Here is a 16163-nt window from a genome sequence, read left to right as displayed (position 1 = left end):
CGCCTTCGTCCCTCTTTCACTTACAGCGAAGGCTGACGCGATGGCTTCGATGACATCCTATGACCTGGTGATAATCGGCGGCGGGCCGGGCGGGTACCCCTGCGCCATCCGGGCGAGCCAGCTCGGCATGTCGGTGGCGGTTATCGACGACCGGGAACTCCTCGGTGGAACCTGCCTGAACATCGGGTGCATTCCGTCAAAGGCGCTGCTGCAGGCCACAGAGCGGCTGGAGATGGCCCGCAATCTCGAGGCTTTCGGCGTCCTGGTCGACAATGTGCGGGCCGACCTTGCAGGCGTCATGCGGCACAAGGCCAGGGTCGTGACGGAGCTTGGTGAAGGGGTCGCCTACCTCCTGCGCAAGAACAAGGTCACCCGCCTGCAGGGCCGCGGCCGGCTGCTGTCGCGCGACCGTGTGGAAGTGAGCGCCCCGGACGGCAGCTTCGAGGTGCAGGTCCGCAAGGCGATCGTGCTCGCCAGCGGACCGAAAGCGGCGACGTTGCCGGACCTGCCCATCGACGAGCAGCGGATCGTCACCTCGGCGGGCGCCCTCAGCCTGACGGCGGCGCCGCGCCATCTGGCGGTGATCGGCGGCGGCTATGTCGGACTGGAGCTGGGCTCCGTCTGGCGCCGTCTCGGCAGCGAGGTCACCGTCGTCGAGGTGCTCGACCGGATCGCGTCCGGCGTTGATTCAGAGATGTCGACGGCGCTGCACAAGGTGCTCGAGGCCCAGGGCTTCCAATTCTGCCTGGCGCACAAGGTGGTCGGATCGCGAATGGAGGCGGACGACGTCGTCCTTGAGGTCGAGCCCATGGGAGACGGCGCGCGAGGAACCATCAAGGCCGATGTCGTGCTCGTGTCCATTGGCCGACGTCCCGCCACCGACGGACTCGATCTGGAGACGGTCGGCATCAAGCCGGACCCAAGGGGCTATATTCCGGTCGACGACGGCTTTCGAACCAGCGCCGAAGGGGTCTACGCCATCGGCGATGTCATCGGCGGCGCCATGCTGGCCCACAAGGCGGAGGAAGAAGGGATCGCCCTTGCCGAGCGCCTTGCCGGCGCCGCGGGCCATGTCGACTACGGAACGATCCCGGCCGTCGTCTACACCTGGCCGGAACTGGCCTCAGTCGGGCGCACCGAGGACGACCTCAAGGCGGCCGGCGTGGCCTATCGCGTCGGGCGCTTTCCGTTCTCGGCAAACGCCATGGCCAAGGCGCGGTTGGAGAAGAACGGGCTGGTCAAGGTGTTGGCGGACGCCGGCACGGACAGGATTCTCGGCGTGCACATCCTGGGGCCGGACGCGGGCAGCCTGATCCATGAAGCGGTCGCCGTCATGCAATTCGGCGCGGCGGCCGAAGACGTGGCGCGGACGAGCCATGCGCATCCGACGCTTCCGGAAGCCTTGCGCGAGGCATGCCTGGCTGTGGCCGACCGCACGATCCACCTGTAACGACCGCCCGTCGCGTGGCTGCCCGGGCTGGCCGCGCGGCGCCGAGGCGTCCCGGCGGGCGTAGAGGACCCGTAGCCGCCTACGAGCCCGGCCGCGTCGCGAATAAAGCGCGACAGCGTCGCCGCCTGAATGCTAATGCGAGCCGTTCACATCTGGATTGACCATGCGTCCTCTGCTCCGTCTGCTTGCCCTGCTGTTCGCCCTGGGGCTGGCCGCGCCCGCCCTGGCCCAGACGCCGTCCGCCTCCGAGGCCCAGGTCGCCTGGCGGCTGCTCGACTATGTAGCGGTCGACTACGCCGGCGCGGTGGCCGACGGTCAGGTGACCAATCCGGCCGAATACGGGGAGATGATCGAGTTCGGCGGCCAGATCCGGACCCGCCTGGACGCCCTGCCGCCGAATCCGGCCAAGGCCGGTCTGGTCCGCGACGCCGAGGCCCTGCAGGCGGCCATCAGGGACAAGGCGGATCCGCGCGTCGTTGGCGACCGGGCCAAGGCGCTCGCCGGCGCGGTGCTGACGGCCTATCCGAGCCCGCTGGCGCCTTCGTTCCCGCCTGATCTGGCCCGCGGCGCGACGCTCTATGCCGAGCAATGCTCGGTCTGCCATGGCGTGACCGGACGCGCCGACGGCCCGGGCGCCGAGGGGCTTGATCCGCCCGCGATCGCCTTCGCGGATGTGGAGCGCGCCCGTCAGCGCAGCGTGTTCGGCCTCTACCAGGTCATCGATCAGGGGCTGGAGGGCACGGCGATGGCCAGCTTCGCCCATCTGCCGGCCGAGGACCGCTGGGCCCTGGCCTTCTACGTGGGCCGGTTCGCCTTCACCGACGCCGAAGCCGCCGAAGGTCGACGCCTCTGGGAGAGCGACCCGGCGATCCGCGCCGTCTTCCCGGACCTGGCCGCCCTCACCCAGGCGACGCCGGCCGAGCTGGCGACAAGGATCGGCGAGACGAAGGCACGGGCGGTCACGGCCTACCTGCGCCGCCACCCGGAGGCGACGGTCCGCGCCGAGGGATCGACCCTGTCCCTGGCCCGGACGCGACTGGCCGAAAGCGAGGCCGCCTATCGCCGGGGCGATCGCAGGGCCGCGACCGACCTGGCCCTGTCGGCCTATCTCGACGGCGTCGAACCGATGGAGCCGGCGCTGGGCGCCCGCGACGGCGCCTTGCTGCGGCGGGTCGAGACGGCCATGACCGACCTGCGCGTCTCGATCAGCAGGGGCGCGCCGGCCCAGGAGGTCGCGGACCGGGTCGCCCGCGCGAACGCCCTGCTGGACACGGCCGAACGCGCACTCGCGCCCCAGGAGGCGGACAATCTCGCCAGCTTCCTCGGCGCCTTCACCATCCTGCTGCGCGAAGGTCTGGAAGCCATCCTCATCGTGGTGGCGATGATCGCCTTCCTCAGGAAGGCCGAACGTCCCGAGGTGCTGCGCTACGTCCACGGCGGCTGGGTGGCCGCGCTGGTCGCCGGCGGCGCCACGTGGGCGGCCGCGACCTTCTTCATCTCCATCAGCGGCGCCAGCCGGGAGCTGACCGAAGGGTTCGGCTCGCTTCTGGCGGCCGTCGTGCTCGTCTCGGTCGGCATCTGGATGCACGGCAAGTCGCACGCCGACGCCTGGCAGACCTATATCCGCGACAAGCTCTCTCACGCCCTGTCGAAACGGTCGGCCTGGTTCCTGTTCCTGCTGGCCTTCGTGGTGGTCTACCGCGAGGTGTTCGAGACCATCCTGTTCTATGCGGCGATCTGGAGCCAGGGCGGCCATCTCGGCATGCTGGCCGGCGCCCTTACGGCGGTGGCGATCCTGGCCGTGGTGGCCTGGGCCTTGCTGGCCTACAGCAAGCGCCTCCCGATCGGCCGGTTCTTCTCCCTGAGCTCGATCCTGATGGCCATCCTGTCGGTCGTCCTCGTCGGCAAGGGGGTGGCGGCGCTGCAGGAGGCGGGCTGGCTCGATGTCCATCCGCTGGCGTGGATCCCCCGCATCGAGATCCTCGGTCTTTATCCGACGGTCGAAGGCGTCGCCGTTCAGCTTCTGACGATCGCTATCCTCGTGGTCGGCTTCTCCCGGCATGCGGCGCCGAAAGGCGCGCGCCCAGCCTCTTGAGCGGGCGTCTGAGGCCCTCAACTGCGACCCGTTGGCAGGGTTTCGGAGCTGCTTGGGCGCCGATAGCCGCGCAGTCCGCGGATACCCAAGGTGCGGGGCCGCAGCCGATAGCGTGCGGAGACCACCCTTGGTGCGGAGATTAGGCGCCCTATTCTCCGCACTTCGCGCGGAGAATAACCTTGCTCTTGCGGCGAATAGCGCCCATATTCTCCGCAAGGAGTGCGGGGAATGGCGCAATACATCCATGAGATCGAAGGCTGGCCGCGTCTGGACTGGCGCGCTGACGCGCTTGCCGATCGCCTCGCAGCCGTCCGTCATCGCCAGGGCCTTCTGCTTGGCCGGATGCACACGCTCGGCTTCGACCTCCGCGCTGAAGCCGTCCTCGAGACCCTTACCGAAGATGTCCTGAAATCCAGCGAAATCGAAGGCGAGCTGCTCGACAAGGATCAGGTGCGATCCTCCATCGCCCGCCGCCTCGGCATGGATATCGGGGCCCTCGCCGACGCGGATCGCAACGTCGAAGGCGTCGTCGAAATGATGCTCGACGCGACCCAGAACTTTGCGTCTCCGCTCACCGAGGAACGGCTGTTCGCCTGGCACGCCGCCCTGTTTCCGACCGGGCGCAGCGGCATGACGAGGATCGTCGTCGGCGCCTGGCGCAACGAGAGCTCCGGCCCGATGCAGGTCGTCTCGGGCCCCTTCGGACGAGAGCGCGTGCACTATGAAGCGCCCCTTGCCGACCGTCTGCAGGACGAGATGCGGGCGTTCCTCGACTGGTTCAATGACGAGCCGCGGACGGATCCGGTCCTCAAGGCCGCGATCGCCCACCTGTGGTTCGTGACCATCCACCCGTTCGACGACGGGAACGGCCGGATCGCGCGGGCGATCGCCGACATGGCGCTCGCCCGCTCCGAGAAAAGCGCTCAACGCTTCTACAGCATGTCCGCCCAGATCAGGCTGGAGCGCAAGGACTACTACGCCACCCTGGAGGCGACCCAGAAAGGCGCGCTGGACGTGTCCCTCTGGCTGGACTGGTTCCTCGGCTGCCTCGATCGCGCGTTCGATGGCGCGGAAACCACCCTGACGCATGTCATGCGCAAGGCGCGCTTCTGGGAGGCGCTAGCAGGTCAGACGTTGAGCGAGCGCCAGAGCACGGTCATCAACCGGCTGCTCGACGGCTTCGAAGGCAAGCTCACCTCGACCAAATGGGCGGCGCTGACGAGGTCCTCGCCCGACACGGCCCTGCGCGACATCAACGATCTGGTGGGGCGGGGCATCCTCGTGAAGGATGAAGGCGGCGGGCGCAGCACAAGCTATTCGCTGGTCGATCGAGGATAGGCGGGACCGCACGACGCCGGCACGGCACTTCGCCAGGTCGGTCGCTCAAGACCCGAGCCTCAACAGGGAGGATCGCAATTCGCCACATCTGGCGAGTTACCGCCAACAACCCGCCTAATTCGCCAGAAGTGGCGAATTACCACCTTTGCCAGGCGCGCGACGCCGCAAGGCGCCGCCGACGCGGCCTCACGCCTGACGCGCGATGGCGATGGCGGAGAGATCCGCTGCGGCCTCGACCGGACTGCCGGCCGCCTTGCGCTCGGAGTAGCGGTCCACGAGCTGGGTGGCGTGCGGTCGAGTGAGGACAGTGAAGCGCACCAGCTCCTCCATCACATCGACGATGCGCTCATAGTAGGCCGAAGGCTTCATCCGGCCGGCCTCGTCGAACTCCTGAAAGGCCTTGGCCACGCTCGACTGGTTGGGAATGGTGATCATCCGCATCCAGCGGCCCAGAAGGCGCAGGGTGTTGACGGCGTTGAAGCTCTGGGAACCGCCCGACACCTGCATCACCGCGAGCGTGCGGCCCTGGGTCGGGCGCATGCCGCCCAAACTCAATGGCAGGTGATCGATCTGCAGCTTCATCAGTCCGGAGACCTGGCCGTGCCGTTCCGGACTGCACCAGACCATGCCCTCCGACCACAGGGCGTGCTCGCGCAGCTCGCGCACCGCCGGATGGTCGTCGTCGCCGGGCGAGCCCGGCAGAGGCAGGTCGGAGGGGTCGAAGATGCGGGTCTCGCATCCCATGCGCTGCAGCAAGCGGGCCGCTTCCTCGACGCAGAGCCGCGAATAGGAGCGCTCGCGCAGCGACCCGTACAGGAGAAGGATGCGTGGCGGGTGGTCGTGCGGACCCAGGCCGGCGGCCGGGTTGCTCGACAGATAGGCCGCGTCCAGGGCCGGCAGATGATCGGGATCCGGCAGCGGCCGCAGGCGGGCGAAGATCATCCGAGATCCTTGGTCAGATAGGCGGCCGAGGCCGGGCAGATGTCTGCGAACTCGCGGGTTCGCCGGATCGCGGCGGGCGCGGCCGCCCGATCTGCGGCGGCGAAGCCGCGCCGGGCGAAGAAGGGCTCGGCCGTCGTGGTGAGCAGGTGGAGCCGTTCTCCGCCCAGCTCGCTCGCCGCGGCCTCGGCGGCGCTCAGGATCCGGCTCCCGAGCCCCCGCGAATTCAGGCCAGCGAGTACGACCAGGGAGCGCAGCAGCAGGTCCCGCCCCTCTCCTTCCAGGCCGACGTAGCCGGCCAGGGCGCTGTCGTCGTCGGCTCGGAAGTAGCGGCCGGCCCCGGGCTCCGGCAGGCCCTCGCCCTGCAGGGCCGCGATCAGGCCGGCGTCATCCGCGTCCAGGAGATGCAGCACGACCATCAGGCGGCGTCCGCCGGCGGGGCCGTGTCCGGAAACCAGCGTCGGCCCATCCACAGCGCGACCGAGACCAGAAGGATCAGCACCGGCACCTCGACCAGCGGACCGATGACCGCAGCGAAGGCGACCGGCGAGGTCAGCCCGAAGGCCGCGATGGCCACCGCGATGGCCAGCTCGAAATTGTTCGAGGCGGCGGTGAAGGCCAGGGCGGTCGTGCGCGGGTAGTCGGCATCGATCAGCTTGCCCATGAGGAAGCTGACCACGAACATGACGAGGAAGTAGATGGTCAGGGGAATGGCGATGCGCAGGGCGTCCAGCGGCAGGGCCACCACCTCGCCGCCCTTCAGGCTGAACATGACCACGATGGTGAACAGCAGGGCGATCAGGGTGATCGGTCCGATGCGCGGCAGGAAGCGCCGCTCGTACCAGTCGGCCCCGCGGCGGGCGATCAGGCTGCGCCGGGTCAGGAAGCCGGCCAGGAAGGGAAGACCGAGGTAGACGAGAACGGCGCCGGCGATGGTCCAGACGCTGACGTCCACCACGCTGCCCTGCAGGCCGAACAGGGGCGGCAGGACGGTGAGGAAGACCCAGGCGTAGAGGCTGAAGAACAGGATCTGGAAGATCGAGTTGAACGCGACGAGACCGGCGACATACTGGTCGTCGCCCCGCGCCAGTTGGTTCCAGACCAGCACCATGGCGATGCAGCGCGCCAGCCCGATCAGGATCACGCCGGTCATGTATTCCGGCTGGTCGCGCAGGAAGATGACCGCAAGGGCGAACATCAGCACAGGGCCCAGCACCCAGTTCTGGAACAGGGACAGGGCCAGCACCCGCTTGTCGGCGAAGACGCGCGGCAGTTCCTCGTACCGGACCCTGGCCAGCGGAGGATACATCATCAGGATCAGGCCGATGGCGATCGGAATGTTGGTGGTCCCGACCGAGAGGCCGTCGACCCAGGCGGGCAGGCCGGGAACCAGAGTCCCCAGTGCGACGCCCAAAGCCATGGCGGCGAAGATCCATCCCGTCAGCCAGCGGTCGAGAAAGGACAGGCGGCGCGGCGGGGCCGCGTCGGTGACCGGCGTATCGATCATCGCGCCACCCGAAGGCCAGCCGCCTCGATGACGACCTCGCCGTCCTCCTTGGTGAACCGCTTGAGATCATCGGCGGGCAGGAGGTCCAGAACGGCCTCGGACGGTCGGCACAGGCCGACGCCGAGAGGACTGACGACGATCGGGCGATTGAGCAGGATCGGATGGGCCTCGATCGCATCGAGCAACTGATCGTCTGTCAGGCCCGGGTCCCCGAGGCCCAGGTCGGCGAAGGGCGTGCCCTTGTCGCGCAACAGGTCGCGCAGCGGCTTGCCGGTTCGTTCGGCCAGCCAGGCGATCATGACGCGCGATGGCGGCGACCTCAGATACTCGATGACGTGCGGCTCGATGCCGACGTGGCGAATGAGCTCCAGAGCGTTGCGCGACGTCCCGCAGGCCGGGTTGTGATAGATGATGACGTCCACGGGATCCTCAGGCGCAGCAGGGGGTCAGTTCGGCCAGCAGAGGCTCGCATAGCTCCGCCCGGCCGCCGCAGCAGTCCTTGAGCAGGAACAGGACCAGGTCGCGCAGCCGGTCCAGATCGGCCCGGTAGATGATCGACCGGCTGCGACGCTCCGATTTGATAAGTCCCGCTCGGGACAGCACCCCCAGATGCGACGACAGGGTATTGGCCGGGATGGCCAGATGGTTGGAGATGTCACCGGCCGGCAGACCGGCCGGTTCGTGCCGCACGAGAAGTCGGAACGCCTCCAGCCGCGTCGACTGCGCCAGGGCGGCGAGAGCAAGAATCGAGGCTGCGGTTTCCATATTTCCGAACTAGTCGAACTATAGAAATGTGCAATCCCCGCTCTGCAGCCGGCCGTAAGCTTACGGTGGAGAGTTTGGCGGGTTGGCCTGCCGCAGCCTTTCGAGTTCGATTCCCATGACAACATGGAGATCTTCGATGGCCCAGGCCGACCCGCCGCTGAGGCGCACGATCAAGAAGCCGCAGCTCCGTCAGATGGTGCCATTGGCGGACAGCACCATCTGAGATGGAGCAGCGCGGCCAGTTTCCCCGGCGCTTCCTGCTGACCCCGCGCTGCGTGGTCTGGGACCTGGCCGAGGTGGAAGCCTGGCTGGCGCTTCGGCGGGCCAAGCCGATCCGCCGGGCGCCGCCGCCCGATGTCCGCAAGCGGATCACCCGCCCGGTCAGAGCCGCGGATCGAAACGAGGGCCGGCCGTTTCCGGGATAGTCAGATCCGGCGTGAATCCGCGCCCCGCCTCCCAGGCGTCCACGGCGTCTGACCACTGCTGGGCCATGTGGCGCCGCTGGGCCTCGAATTCGGCCTTGTTGTACACGCCGCGGGAAGATCGCTCTTCGTGGGCGAGGCATTTCTCGATCCAGTCCGAGTTGAAACTCATCTCGTGCAGGAGCGTGGAGGCCGTCCGGCGCAGGTCGTGAACCGTGAAGGGCTCCAGGGGCAGATCGCGCTCGCGCGCCAGCTCGGCGATGGCGCTGGTCACCCGGTTGAAAGTCGCCCGCGACATCGGCGCGTCGGCGTCATAGCGCGACGGCAGGATGTAGCGAGAGTTCCCGGCGCAGGTCTTCAGCGCGATCAGGATGTCGAGCATCTGGGTCGACAGGTAGACGTTATGCGGCCGCGACCGCTTCATCCGCTCTTTCGGGATCGACCAAACTGCGTTCTCGAAATCGACCTCGTCCCAGGTCCCGTCCTGCAATTCGCTCTTCCGCACCATGCTCAGCAGGATGAACTTCAGCCCGAGACGGATGGTCGGCAGGGTGGCCACCTCCCCCAGCAGGTTCAGCGCGATCCGGATCTCGCTCGGCGACAGCGACCGGTCCCGCGGCCGGAAGGTCGCGATGGACGCCGGCCCGACCCCGTCGGCGGGATTGTCGATCTTCTCGCCGTGCAGGATGGCGTAGGCGTAGATTTGTTTGACGATGTCGCGAACATGGATGGCCGTCGCCGGGGCGCCGCGATCCACAATGGTCATGCAGTGCGCTCTCAGGTCGTTCGGCGTGATCTCGTTCAGGAGCCGGTTTCGCCATTCGGGCAAAACCTCTCGGTTGAAGATCGACCGTCGCATCTGGCGCGTGCTGTCGGCCATCGGAGCGTGGTCCATCCACCGGATCGCCACCTGTTCAAACCGCTGGGCCTCTCTCAGCCTGCGTTTCACGCGTTGCTTGTCCAGCGCCGGTGAAACGCCCTCGGCGATCAGGCGCTTCGCTTCACGCAGCTTTTCCCGCGCCTCCCCCAGGGAGAGTCCCGCCGGACCGTAGGAACCGAAGGTCACCGTCTCGCGCCGCCCGTTGAAGCGATAGTCGTACCGGAAAGCGATGCCGCCTGTCGGTGTTACGAGCACGTACAAACCGTCCCTGTCGGTCTTTTTGTACGCTTTTGATTTCCCTCGCGTATTTCGCAATTCTGCGTCGGTTAGCATGCGAATTTTACTCCAAAAGACCGTCAGGCGTTTTCGGGGTCTTCGGCAGCGATTTCTTCAAGAAACTCATAGGCTTGTTTCAGAAAAAAGACCGTCAGGACGCCCTCAGCCCTATGAGGGTATGAATCGGGGGGTCGAGAGGCAACGGGAGAAAGACCGTCTGGCATACCGACACACGGGTTCGCTGCCCCTCGATAGATACCGAGAGGCAGCGAACATATTTTTCTTGTAAGTCAGTGTTTTAGTGGTAGATTCGGAAGTGGCGTCGAAAGGCACCGAAAGCTCTGAATCATTCCCTGACTCTCCGCCTGGGCCGACGGGTCCAACTGAGGAGCCCGCGGCGATGCTTACCGCAGATGTCCGGGTATGACGAAACAGGAGCGCCGCCCTCTCGGTTCAAAAAAGTCAAAGACACCGGCCGCGCCTCTTCATAGGCTGTTCGCCTGGATGACCGTGGAAGGCGATGGAGGGGGCGGATGGCTGAATATCAACTCATCCTAGACGACGGACGCAGCACCGACTTGATGGCCGAAACCGTTGAGGCGGTCGACCCCGCAGAAGCGCAACTCCTGGCGCAACTGCGCTTCGCAGCCAGTCCGGACCTGTTCAGCATCCTGGTGACGCGACGCGGAATGGAAGTGGCGCTCGTCAGGCGGCCCCAGTAACCGCCGCCAATCGGCGCGAGCCCGATCGGCCTGGAGGCGACGTCCGGAGCAGGCGGACAGGCCCGCGATGGTTTCTCGGCAGAAAAAAGGGGCCGTCATGCGGCCCCGAAGTTCATAGGGAGGAAAACGCCCCAGGAAGGGCGACACCGAACTTATGTTGCAGCGCAGCATCGTGCAAGCTTCGTTCATCGATGAATGAATAGCCGCCGGCAGGAACGCCTGAACCTGTCCAGGCCCGGCGGCCCGGACGCCGGGCGAAACACTCTCCTGGCTGCCATATTTCAAATATCACACGATATGCGACTCGAATATCGTGTGATATGTGAGTTGATGTTCCACGACGACGGCAAAGGTCACGACGCTATGAGGGTCAACCGGAAGGAAGCGCAAGGGCGGACCCGACGTCGCCTCTTGGCGGCCGCCCACGCCTCGATCGTCGAGGAGGGCGTAGCCGCCCTGTCGATCCGCAACATCTGCGGCGCGGCCGGTCATTCCCAGGGCGCCTTCTATTCCAACTTCGCCACCAAGGACGACCTGCTCGTCGAGATCATGGAGACGCACATCCATGACGAGGTGATGTTCCTCCGCGATCTGATCCGCCGCGCCGATGGAGACGACATCGAACGGACCCTGCTTGGTCTGGCGGGCCGATTGTCCGATCTGGCGGCCCAACCCGAATGGTCCCTGCTGTCCGTGGAGTTGCAATTACACGCCCGTCGGGATCCCGACTTCGCCGAACGACATCGCGAGAGCAAGGCGTCCTGTTATCGACTGTTCGGCGACCTCATAGAGGAACTGGCTCAAAGGTTCGACCTGCGCCCTCTCCTGCCGCCGTTCCAGGCCGGGATCGGTCTTTACGGCCTCTGGATGGGGCTGGCGGTCCAGGGGGATATCGAAGGAGCCGCCGCCCGGGACGCCATGTTGCTGGCCTTCTTTCGCGCCACCGCGGGCCTGCAGGCCAGCCCTCTCGAAAGCGTCCGGGGATGACCTCCGTCCTGCCGAGGCATCGTCGAATCGGCTGTCATCCGTCCGGCGCGCCCCTGAAGGGCGAGGTGGACGAACAGCGGCGGTTCCACCTTTGCTTCCAGGCGCAGGACGAGGACATCGACGAACTCGGCCATGTGAACAATGCGGTCTGGATCGTCTGGATCCAGGACGCCTCGGTGGCGCACTGGTTCGCCATGGCCTCCCCGGGCGATGTGGACCGCTACGTCTCGGTGGTTCTGCGTCATCAGGTCGATTACCGCGGCAGTATCGCGGCCGAAGAGGCGGTGACCGCCGTCACCTGGGTCGAGGACTCGCTCCGCGGCGCGCGCTACCGGCGCCGGATCGACTTCATTGACGTCAAGGGCCGGGTCGTCGTCGCGGGCCTGGCCGAATGGGCCGTGATCGATCGATGCACCCACAAGCTTGTTCGCGTCGTGCCTGACATGGCGGCGCCGTTTCCTTCTCCAGGACAACTGAAACAGGAATCCGACGATGGGCGAAATCAAGAAGGTGGTCGTGATCGGGACGGGCGTCCTGGGAAGCCAGATCGCTTTTCAGACCGCCTACAGCGGCTTCGACGTCATTGCCTGCGACGTCAGCGACGACGTCCTCGCCAAGGCGCGCCTGCGACTGGCGGCCTTGGTCGAGACGTACCGGAAGGAGGTTCCGGGCGCGGTCGGCGGAAAGGAGGCGGAGGCCATAAGGCGTCTGACGCTGTCGACGGATCTGGCGGCCGCCGTCGCCGATGCGGATCTCGTGATCGAGGCCGTGCCCGAGGTTCTGGCTTTCAAACAGGCGGTCTATGAACAGTTGGCCACGCTCGCGCCGGCCAGGACGATCTTCGCCACCAACTCCTCCACCCTTCTGCCGAGCGCATTAAAGGCGTTCACCGGCCGACCCGACCGGTTTCTCGCGCTGCATTTCGCCAACAACATCTGGAAGTTCAACACCGCGGAGGTCATGGGAACGGACGACACCGATCCGTCGGTGTTCGAGACCGTCCTGAAGTTCGCTGCGGACATCGGCATGGAGCCGATCCCGATCCGCAAGGAAAAGGCCGGTTACATCCTCAACTCCCTCCTGGCACCATTCCTGAACGCCGCCGCCGATCTGGCGGCGGGCGGCTATGCCGATCCCCACGATGTCGACAAGGTCTGGCGGATCGCGACGGGCGCGCCGATGGGCCCCTTCCAGATGTACGACGTCATCGGCCTGAACACGCCCTACAACATCCTGTCGCAGGGCGACGCCCGCGCCCGCGCGCTCGCCGCCTGGCTGAAGGAAAACTACATCGACAAGGGCAGGCTGACCTCGTCTTTGTGTCCGGACAGGTCGGCAGTCGCGAAGACGGCTCGCCCGAGCCTTCGTTTGAGGATCAGGTCAGAAGGGCGTTCGCAAATCTCGAAGGAGTCTTGACCGCCGCCGGCTGCGGGTTCGACGACATCGTCGATGTGACCACCTTCCACACGAACCCAGACGCCCAACTGGAGACGGTGATGGCTGTCCGAGCAGAGCTTCTCGGCGGACCGCCTTACCCCAACTGGACCGCCATCGGAGCCACTTGGCTGGCAGGGTTCGATTTCGAGATAAAGGTGATTGCCCGCGTGCCAGGGGATTTCCCCAAGGCTGACCCCGGCATTTCACATCCCTGTTGATAGCCCTGCGGATCGGATATCGGCTCTAAGGGGCCGATATCTCCGTCTTCAGGACCTCAGTGACCGTCGGAAAACATCCGGGTCGCGCGCTTTCGGCATTCGAAAAGTGCGCTCGTATCGGATGCGTCAGAAGACAGCCGAGCCGGAACAAAGTGTGCGCTAACGGCGCGCATTGCGCCAATCAACCTACCCGATCCAACAGGGCGATGATCTCCTCGATCTTGCGACGCTGCTCCGCTGGGTCACCCGAGACGATGGCGTCCTCGACGCAGTGGCTGAGGTGCCCCTTCAGCATCTCGTTTTCGAACCGGCCCAAGGCGGCCTTAATGGCCCGGACCTGGGTCAGGATGTCGATGCAATAGCGGCCGTCCTCCACCATACGCGAGACGCCGCGCACCTGGCCCTCGATGCGGTTCAAACGCTTGGTCAGCGCGGGCTTGTCGTGGTGATGCATGGTCGGATCATAGCGTGGATCACCCATTTGCAAAATACCCTATGGGGGTATAATTGCGGTCCATAGTTAAGGTCGAGGATCGCCCATGTCGCATGACCATAGCCCGCACGATCACCGTCATTCCCAGGGCCCCGACGCCCAATCCTCGACCAACGCCACAGCGAAGGATCCCGTCTGCGGCATGACGGTCGATCCGGCGAAGACGACCCACCATACGACGCACGACGGGCACGAGTTCCACTTCTGCTCGGCCGGTTGCCGAGCGAAGTTCGTCGCTGATCCGGCGAAATACCTGACGCCCGCCGCGCCCGAACCCGTCAAGCCCGGCGTCATCTACACCTGCCCCATGCACCCCGAAGTGCGCCAGATCGGCCCGGGAGCCTGTCCAAAATGCGGCATGGCGCTGGAGCCGGAAGACGCCACGGCCGGCGCCGGCCCCAATCCCGAGATCGCCGACTTCACCCACCGGTTCGTCGTCGGCGCCGTCCTGACGGTCCCCCTGTTCGTGATGGAGATGGGCTCGCACCTGCTCGGTCTGCACATTCCCCTACCCCACGGCTGGAGCGGATGGGTCCAGTTCGCCCTGGCGACGCCGGTGGTGTTGTGGGCGGGCTGGCCGTTCATCGCGCGCGGCTGGACCTCGGTCAGGACTTGGAACCTGAACATGTTCACCCTGATCGCGCTCGGGACCCTGGTCGCCTGGGGTTTCAGCACGGCCTCGGTCGTCGCGCCCGACCTGATCCCCGACGCCTTCAAGGACATGCACGGCCAGCCGCCCCTCTATTTCGAGGCCGCCGCCGTCATCGTCACCCTGGTGCTCTTGGGCCAACTGCTGGAGTTGCGCGCCCGCGAACGTACCTCCGGCGCCATCCGAGCCCTGCTGGACCTGGCGCCAAAACAGGCCCTGCGCATCCGGTTGGACGGAACGGACGAGGAGATCGCCGTCGAACACATTGCCGTGGGCGACCGCCTGCGCGTGCGGCCGGGCGAGAAAGTCCCGGTCGATGGCCGCCTGATCGAAGGCCGGGCATCGCTGGACGAGTCGCTCGTCACCGGTGAATCCCTGCCGGTGACGAAGCAGGTCGGCGACGATCTGATCGCGGGCTCGTTGAACGCCACCGGCGGCTTCGTGATGGAGGCCGAGAAGGTCGGAGCCGACACCCTGCTGAACCAGATCGCCGCCCTGGTGGCTAAGGCCCAGCGCAGCCGCGCGCCGATCCAGCGGCTGGCCGACCGCGTCTCCGCCTGGTTCGTGCCCGCCGTGGTGCTGGCGGCGGTCGCGGCCTTCATCGTCTGGTCTGTGATCGGGCCGGAGCCGCGTCTGGCCTATGCGCTGGTCGCGGCGGTCAGCGTGCTGATCATCGCCTGCCCCTGCGCCCTGGGTCTGGCCACGCCCATCTCGATCATGGTCGGGGTGGGGCGCGGCGCCCAGGCGGGCATACTGATCCGCGACGCGGAAGCATTGGAAACCTTCGCCTCTGTCGACACAGTGGTGGTCGACAAGACCGGCACCCTGACCGAGGGCCGCCCCGCCCTGACCGCCGTCCAGCCCGCGCCCGGTTTCGACGAGGCCGAATTGCTGCGCCTCGCCGCCGCGGTCGAGCGGGCCAGCGAGCACCCCATCGCCCGCGCCATCACCGAGGGCGCTTCCGCGCGCGGGATCACGCCCGCCGCCGCCGAGGACTTCGACAGCCCCGTCGGGCGCGGGGCCTTGGGCCTGGTCGAGGGCCGCCGCGTGCTGATCGGTTCAGTCGGCTTCCTGAAGGACGAAGACGTCGACGCCTCCGGCCTGTCCGCCCCGGCCGACGCCCTGCGCGCCGATGGAGCGACCGTGGTCATCGTGGCCGTGGACGGCGCGCCCGCGGGCCTGCTGGCTGTGGCCGACCCGGTCAAGGCGACCACGGCCGAGGCGGTCGCGGCCCTGCACGCCGAGGGCGTTCGCATCCTGATGCTGACCGGTGACAACGAAACCACGGCCCGTGCCATCGCTGCCCGCCTGAACATTGATGAGGTCCGCGCCGACGTCAGCCCCGCCGACAAGGCCGCCGTGGTCGAAGCCCTGAAGGCTGAAGGCCGTCGCGTCGCCATGGCCGGCGACGGGGTCAATGACGCGCCCGCCCTGGCCGCCGCAGACGTCGGGGTGGCGATGGGCGCGGGCTCGGACGCGGCGATCGAGAGCGCGGGCGTCACCCTGCTCAGCGGCGACCTGAACGGCATCGTCCGGGCGCGACGCCTGTCGCGCGCCACGGTGTGCAACATCCGCCAGAACCTCGGCTTCGCCTTCGGCTACAATGCGCTCGGCGTGCCTCTGGCGGCGGGCGTCCTCTATCCGGCCTTCGGCCTGCTGCTCAGTCCGATGATCGCCGCCCTGGCCATGTCGCTGTCGTCTGTCAGCGTCATCTCCAACGCCCTACGGCTTAAGGGCGTCCGGCTGTAGAAGGCAGAGCGCCGAAAGTCCTGCTTGCCGATCGGCCCGCCATCGGACGACCAGTCAACGCGGAGTGACGTCTGGCGCCTGTAGCATTCTGCGCGGCGGGTTCGACGAGGCCTAAAACGCGACGATCACCCGAAGCTCAGTCCCGTCACCACAGGTCGCAAGGAAGGCGTCTGGCTGCACGCGTCAAACGGTCAGGCTCGTAAAAGTCTGTGGCTACCGGAAACCTACGGGTAGCG

General features: G+C 66.8%; 16 protein-coding genes and 1 pseudogene. 10 read left to right on the top strand and 7 right to left on the bottom strand.

All coding sequences use genetic code 11. The features are described 5' to 3' along the window. Nucleotides 1–49 precede the first annotated feature (49 nt). The 3 genes from lpdA (at nucleotide 50) to V7672_RS04560 (ending at nucleotide 4883) form a co-directional block, all read left to right on the top strand. The gene (lpdA, locus tag V7672_RS04570; RefSeq protein WP_335623498.1) at nucleotides 50–1450 is read left to right on the top strand and encodes a dihydrolipoyl dehydrogenase; all 1401 of its coding nucleotides are present in this window, start codon (nucleotides 50–52) and stop codon (nucleotides 1448–1450) included. 163 nt (nucleotides 1451–1613) lie between these two features. Further along, the gene (locus tag V7672_RS04565; protein WP_003169303.1) at nucleotides 1614–3545 is read left to right on the top strand and encodes a cytochrome c/FTR1 family iron permease; all 1932 of its coding nucleotides are present in this window, start codon (nucleotides 1614–1616) and stop codon (nucleotides 3543–3545) included. A 228-nt stretch (nucleotides 3546–3773) separates the two neighbouring features. Next, nucleotides 3774–4883: a Fic family protein gene (locus V7672_RS04560; RefSeq protein ID WP_003169307.1), complete on the top strand. Its 1110-nt coding sequence runs from the start codon at nucleotides 3774–3776 to the stop codon at nucleotides 4881–4883. A 186-nt stretch (nucleotides 4884–5069) separates the two neighbouring features. Here the strand turns inward: V7672_RS04560 and arsH are convergent, their stop codons facing one another. From arsH to V7672_RS04535, 5 genes are read right to left on the bottom strand one after another with little or no spacing between them, the layout of a single operon-like run. Continuing rightward, the gene (arsH, locus tag V7672_RS04555; RefSeq protein WP_003169308.1) at nucleotides 5070–5825 is read right to left on the bottom strand and encodes an arsenical resistance protein ArsH; all 756 of its coding nucleotides are present in this window, start codon (nucleotides 5823–5825) and stop codon (nucleotides 5070–5072) included. Continuing rightward, entirely contained in the window at nucleotides 5822–6241 is a 420-nt protein-coding gene (locus tag V7672_RS04550) for a GNAT family N-acetyltransferase (protein ID WP_003169309.1), read from the bottom strand. Before V7672_RS04550 ends, arsH begins: the two co-directional genes overlap by 4 nt. Beyond that, nucleotides 6241–7329, bottom strand: a complete 1089-nt coding sequence (arsB, locus tag V7672_RS04545) for an ACR3 family arsenite efflux transporter (RefSeq protein WP_054765657.1) — start codon at nucleotides 7327–7329, stop codon at nucleotides 6241–6243. The genes V7672_RS04550 and arsB overlap by 1 nt, the downstream gene beginning before the upstream one ends. Continuing rightward, complete coding sequence (arsC, locus tag V7672_RS04540; protein ID WP_003169312.1) at nucleotides 7326–7751, bottom strand: arsenate reductase (glutaredoxin); 426 nt, start codon at nucleotides 7749–7751, stop codon at nucleotides 7326–7328. The genes arsB and arsC overlap by 4 nt, the downstream gene beginning before the upstream one ends. Nucleotides 7752–7758: 7 nt before the next feature. After that, the gene (locus V7672_RS04535) at nucleotides 7759–8094 is read right to left on the bottom strand and encodes an ArsR/SmtB family transcription factor (protein WP_003169314.1); all 336 of its coding nucleotides are present in this window, start codon (nucleotides 8092–8094) and stop codon (nucleotides 7759–7761) included. A 224-nt stretch (nucleotides 8095–8318) separates the two neighbouring features. Here V7672_RS04535 and V7672_RS04530 point away from each other — a divergent pair, with 224 nt between their 5' ends. Beyond that, nucleotides 8319–8519, top strand: coding sequence for a helix-turn-helix transcriptional regulator (locus V7672_RS04530; RefSeq protein WP_430641175.1), 201 nt, complete (start codon nucleotides 8319–8321; stop codon nucleotides 8517–8519). On the opposite strand, the gene V7672_RS04525 is transcribed toward V7672_RS04530, so the two are convergent. After that, entirely contained in the window at nucleotides 8476–9729 is a 1254-nt protein-coding gene (locus tag V7672_RS04525; protein WP_054765656.1) for a tyrosine-type recombinase/integrase, read from the bottom strand. The two genes, V7672_RS04530 and V7672_RS04525, sit on opposite strands and share 44 nt — an antisense overlap. Nucleotides 9730–10205: 476 nt before the next feature. Here V7672_RS04525 and V7672_RS04520 point away from each other — a divergent pair, with 476 nt between their 5' ends. The 5 genes and pseudogenes from V7672_RS04520 (at nucleotide 10206) to V7672_RS04500 (ending at nucleotide 13036) form a co-directional block, all read left to right on the top strand. Then, complete coding sequence (locus V7672_RS04520; RefSeq protein ID WP_003169318.1) at nucleotides 10206–10394, top strand: hypothetical protein; 189 nt, start codon at nucleotides 10206–10208, stop codon at nucleotides 10392–10394. A 363-nt stretch (nucleotides 10395–10757) separates the two neighbouring features. Beyond that, the gene (locus V7672_RS04515; RefSeq protein WP_035285090.1) at nucleotides 10758–11381 is read left to right on the top strand and encodes a TetR/AcrR family transcriptional regulator; all 624 of its coding nucleotides are present in this window, start codon (nucleotides 10758–10760) and stop codon (nucleotides 11379–11381) included. Continuing rightward, nucleotides 11378–11824, top strand: a pseudogene (locus V7672_RS04510) (acyl-CoA thioesterase); the annotation flags it as partial. The gene V7672_RS04515 and the pseudogene V7672_RS04510, both read left to right, overlap by 4 nt. A gap of 49 nt (nucleotides 11825–11873) precedes the next feature. Continuing rightward, on the top strand, nucleotides 11874–12797 hold the full coding sequence (locus V7672_RS04505; RefSeq protein ID WP_335623497.1) for a 3-hydroxyacyl-CoA dehydrogenase: 924 nt from the start codon (nucleotides 11874–11876) through the stop codon (nucleotides 12795–12797). After that, entirely contained in the window at nucleotides 12701–13036 is a 336-nt protein-coding gene (locus V7672_RS04500; protein ID WP_335623496.1) for a RidA family protein, read from the top strand. The genes V7672_RS04505 and V7672_RS04500 overlap by 97 nt, the downstream gene beginning before the upstream one ends. Nucleotides 13037–13217: 181 nt before the next feature. Here the strand turns inward: V7672_RS04500 and V7672_RS04495 are convergent, their stop codons facing one another. Further along, nucleotides 13218–13517 carry a metal-sensitive transcriptional regulator gene (locus V7672_RS04495; protein ID WP_174523843.1) on the bottom strand — a complete coding sequence of 100 codons (300 nt, stop codon included), beginning with the start codon at nucleotides 13515–13517 and terminating at the stop codon, nucleotides 13218–13220. A gap of 58 nt (nucleotides 13518–13575) precedes the next feature. Here V7672_RS04495 and V7672_RS04490 point away from each other — a divergent pair, with 58 nt between their 5' ends. Then, a complete protein-coding gene (locus V7672_RS04490; RefSeq protein WP_054765645.1) occupies nucleotides 13576–15927 on the top strand; it encodes a heavy metal translocating P-type ATPase in 2352 nt (783 codons plus the stop codon). The last annotated feature ends 236 nt before the right edge of the window (nucleotides 15928–16163 follow it).

Origin of the sequence: Brevundimonas sp. (assembly GCF_036963785.1) — a bacterium.
GTDB lineage: Bacteria > Pseudomonadota > Alphaproteobacteria > Caulobacterales > Caulobacteraceae > Brevundimonas.
The sequence above is the reverse complement of the archived record's forward strand: the minus strand, read 5'-3'. Positions and strand labels throughout refer to the sequence as shown.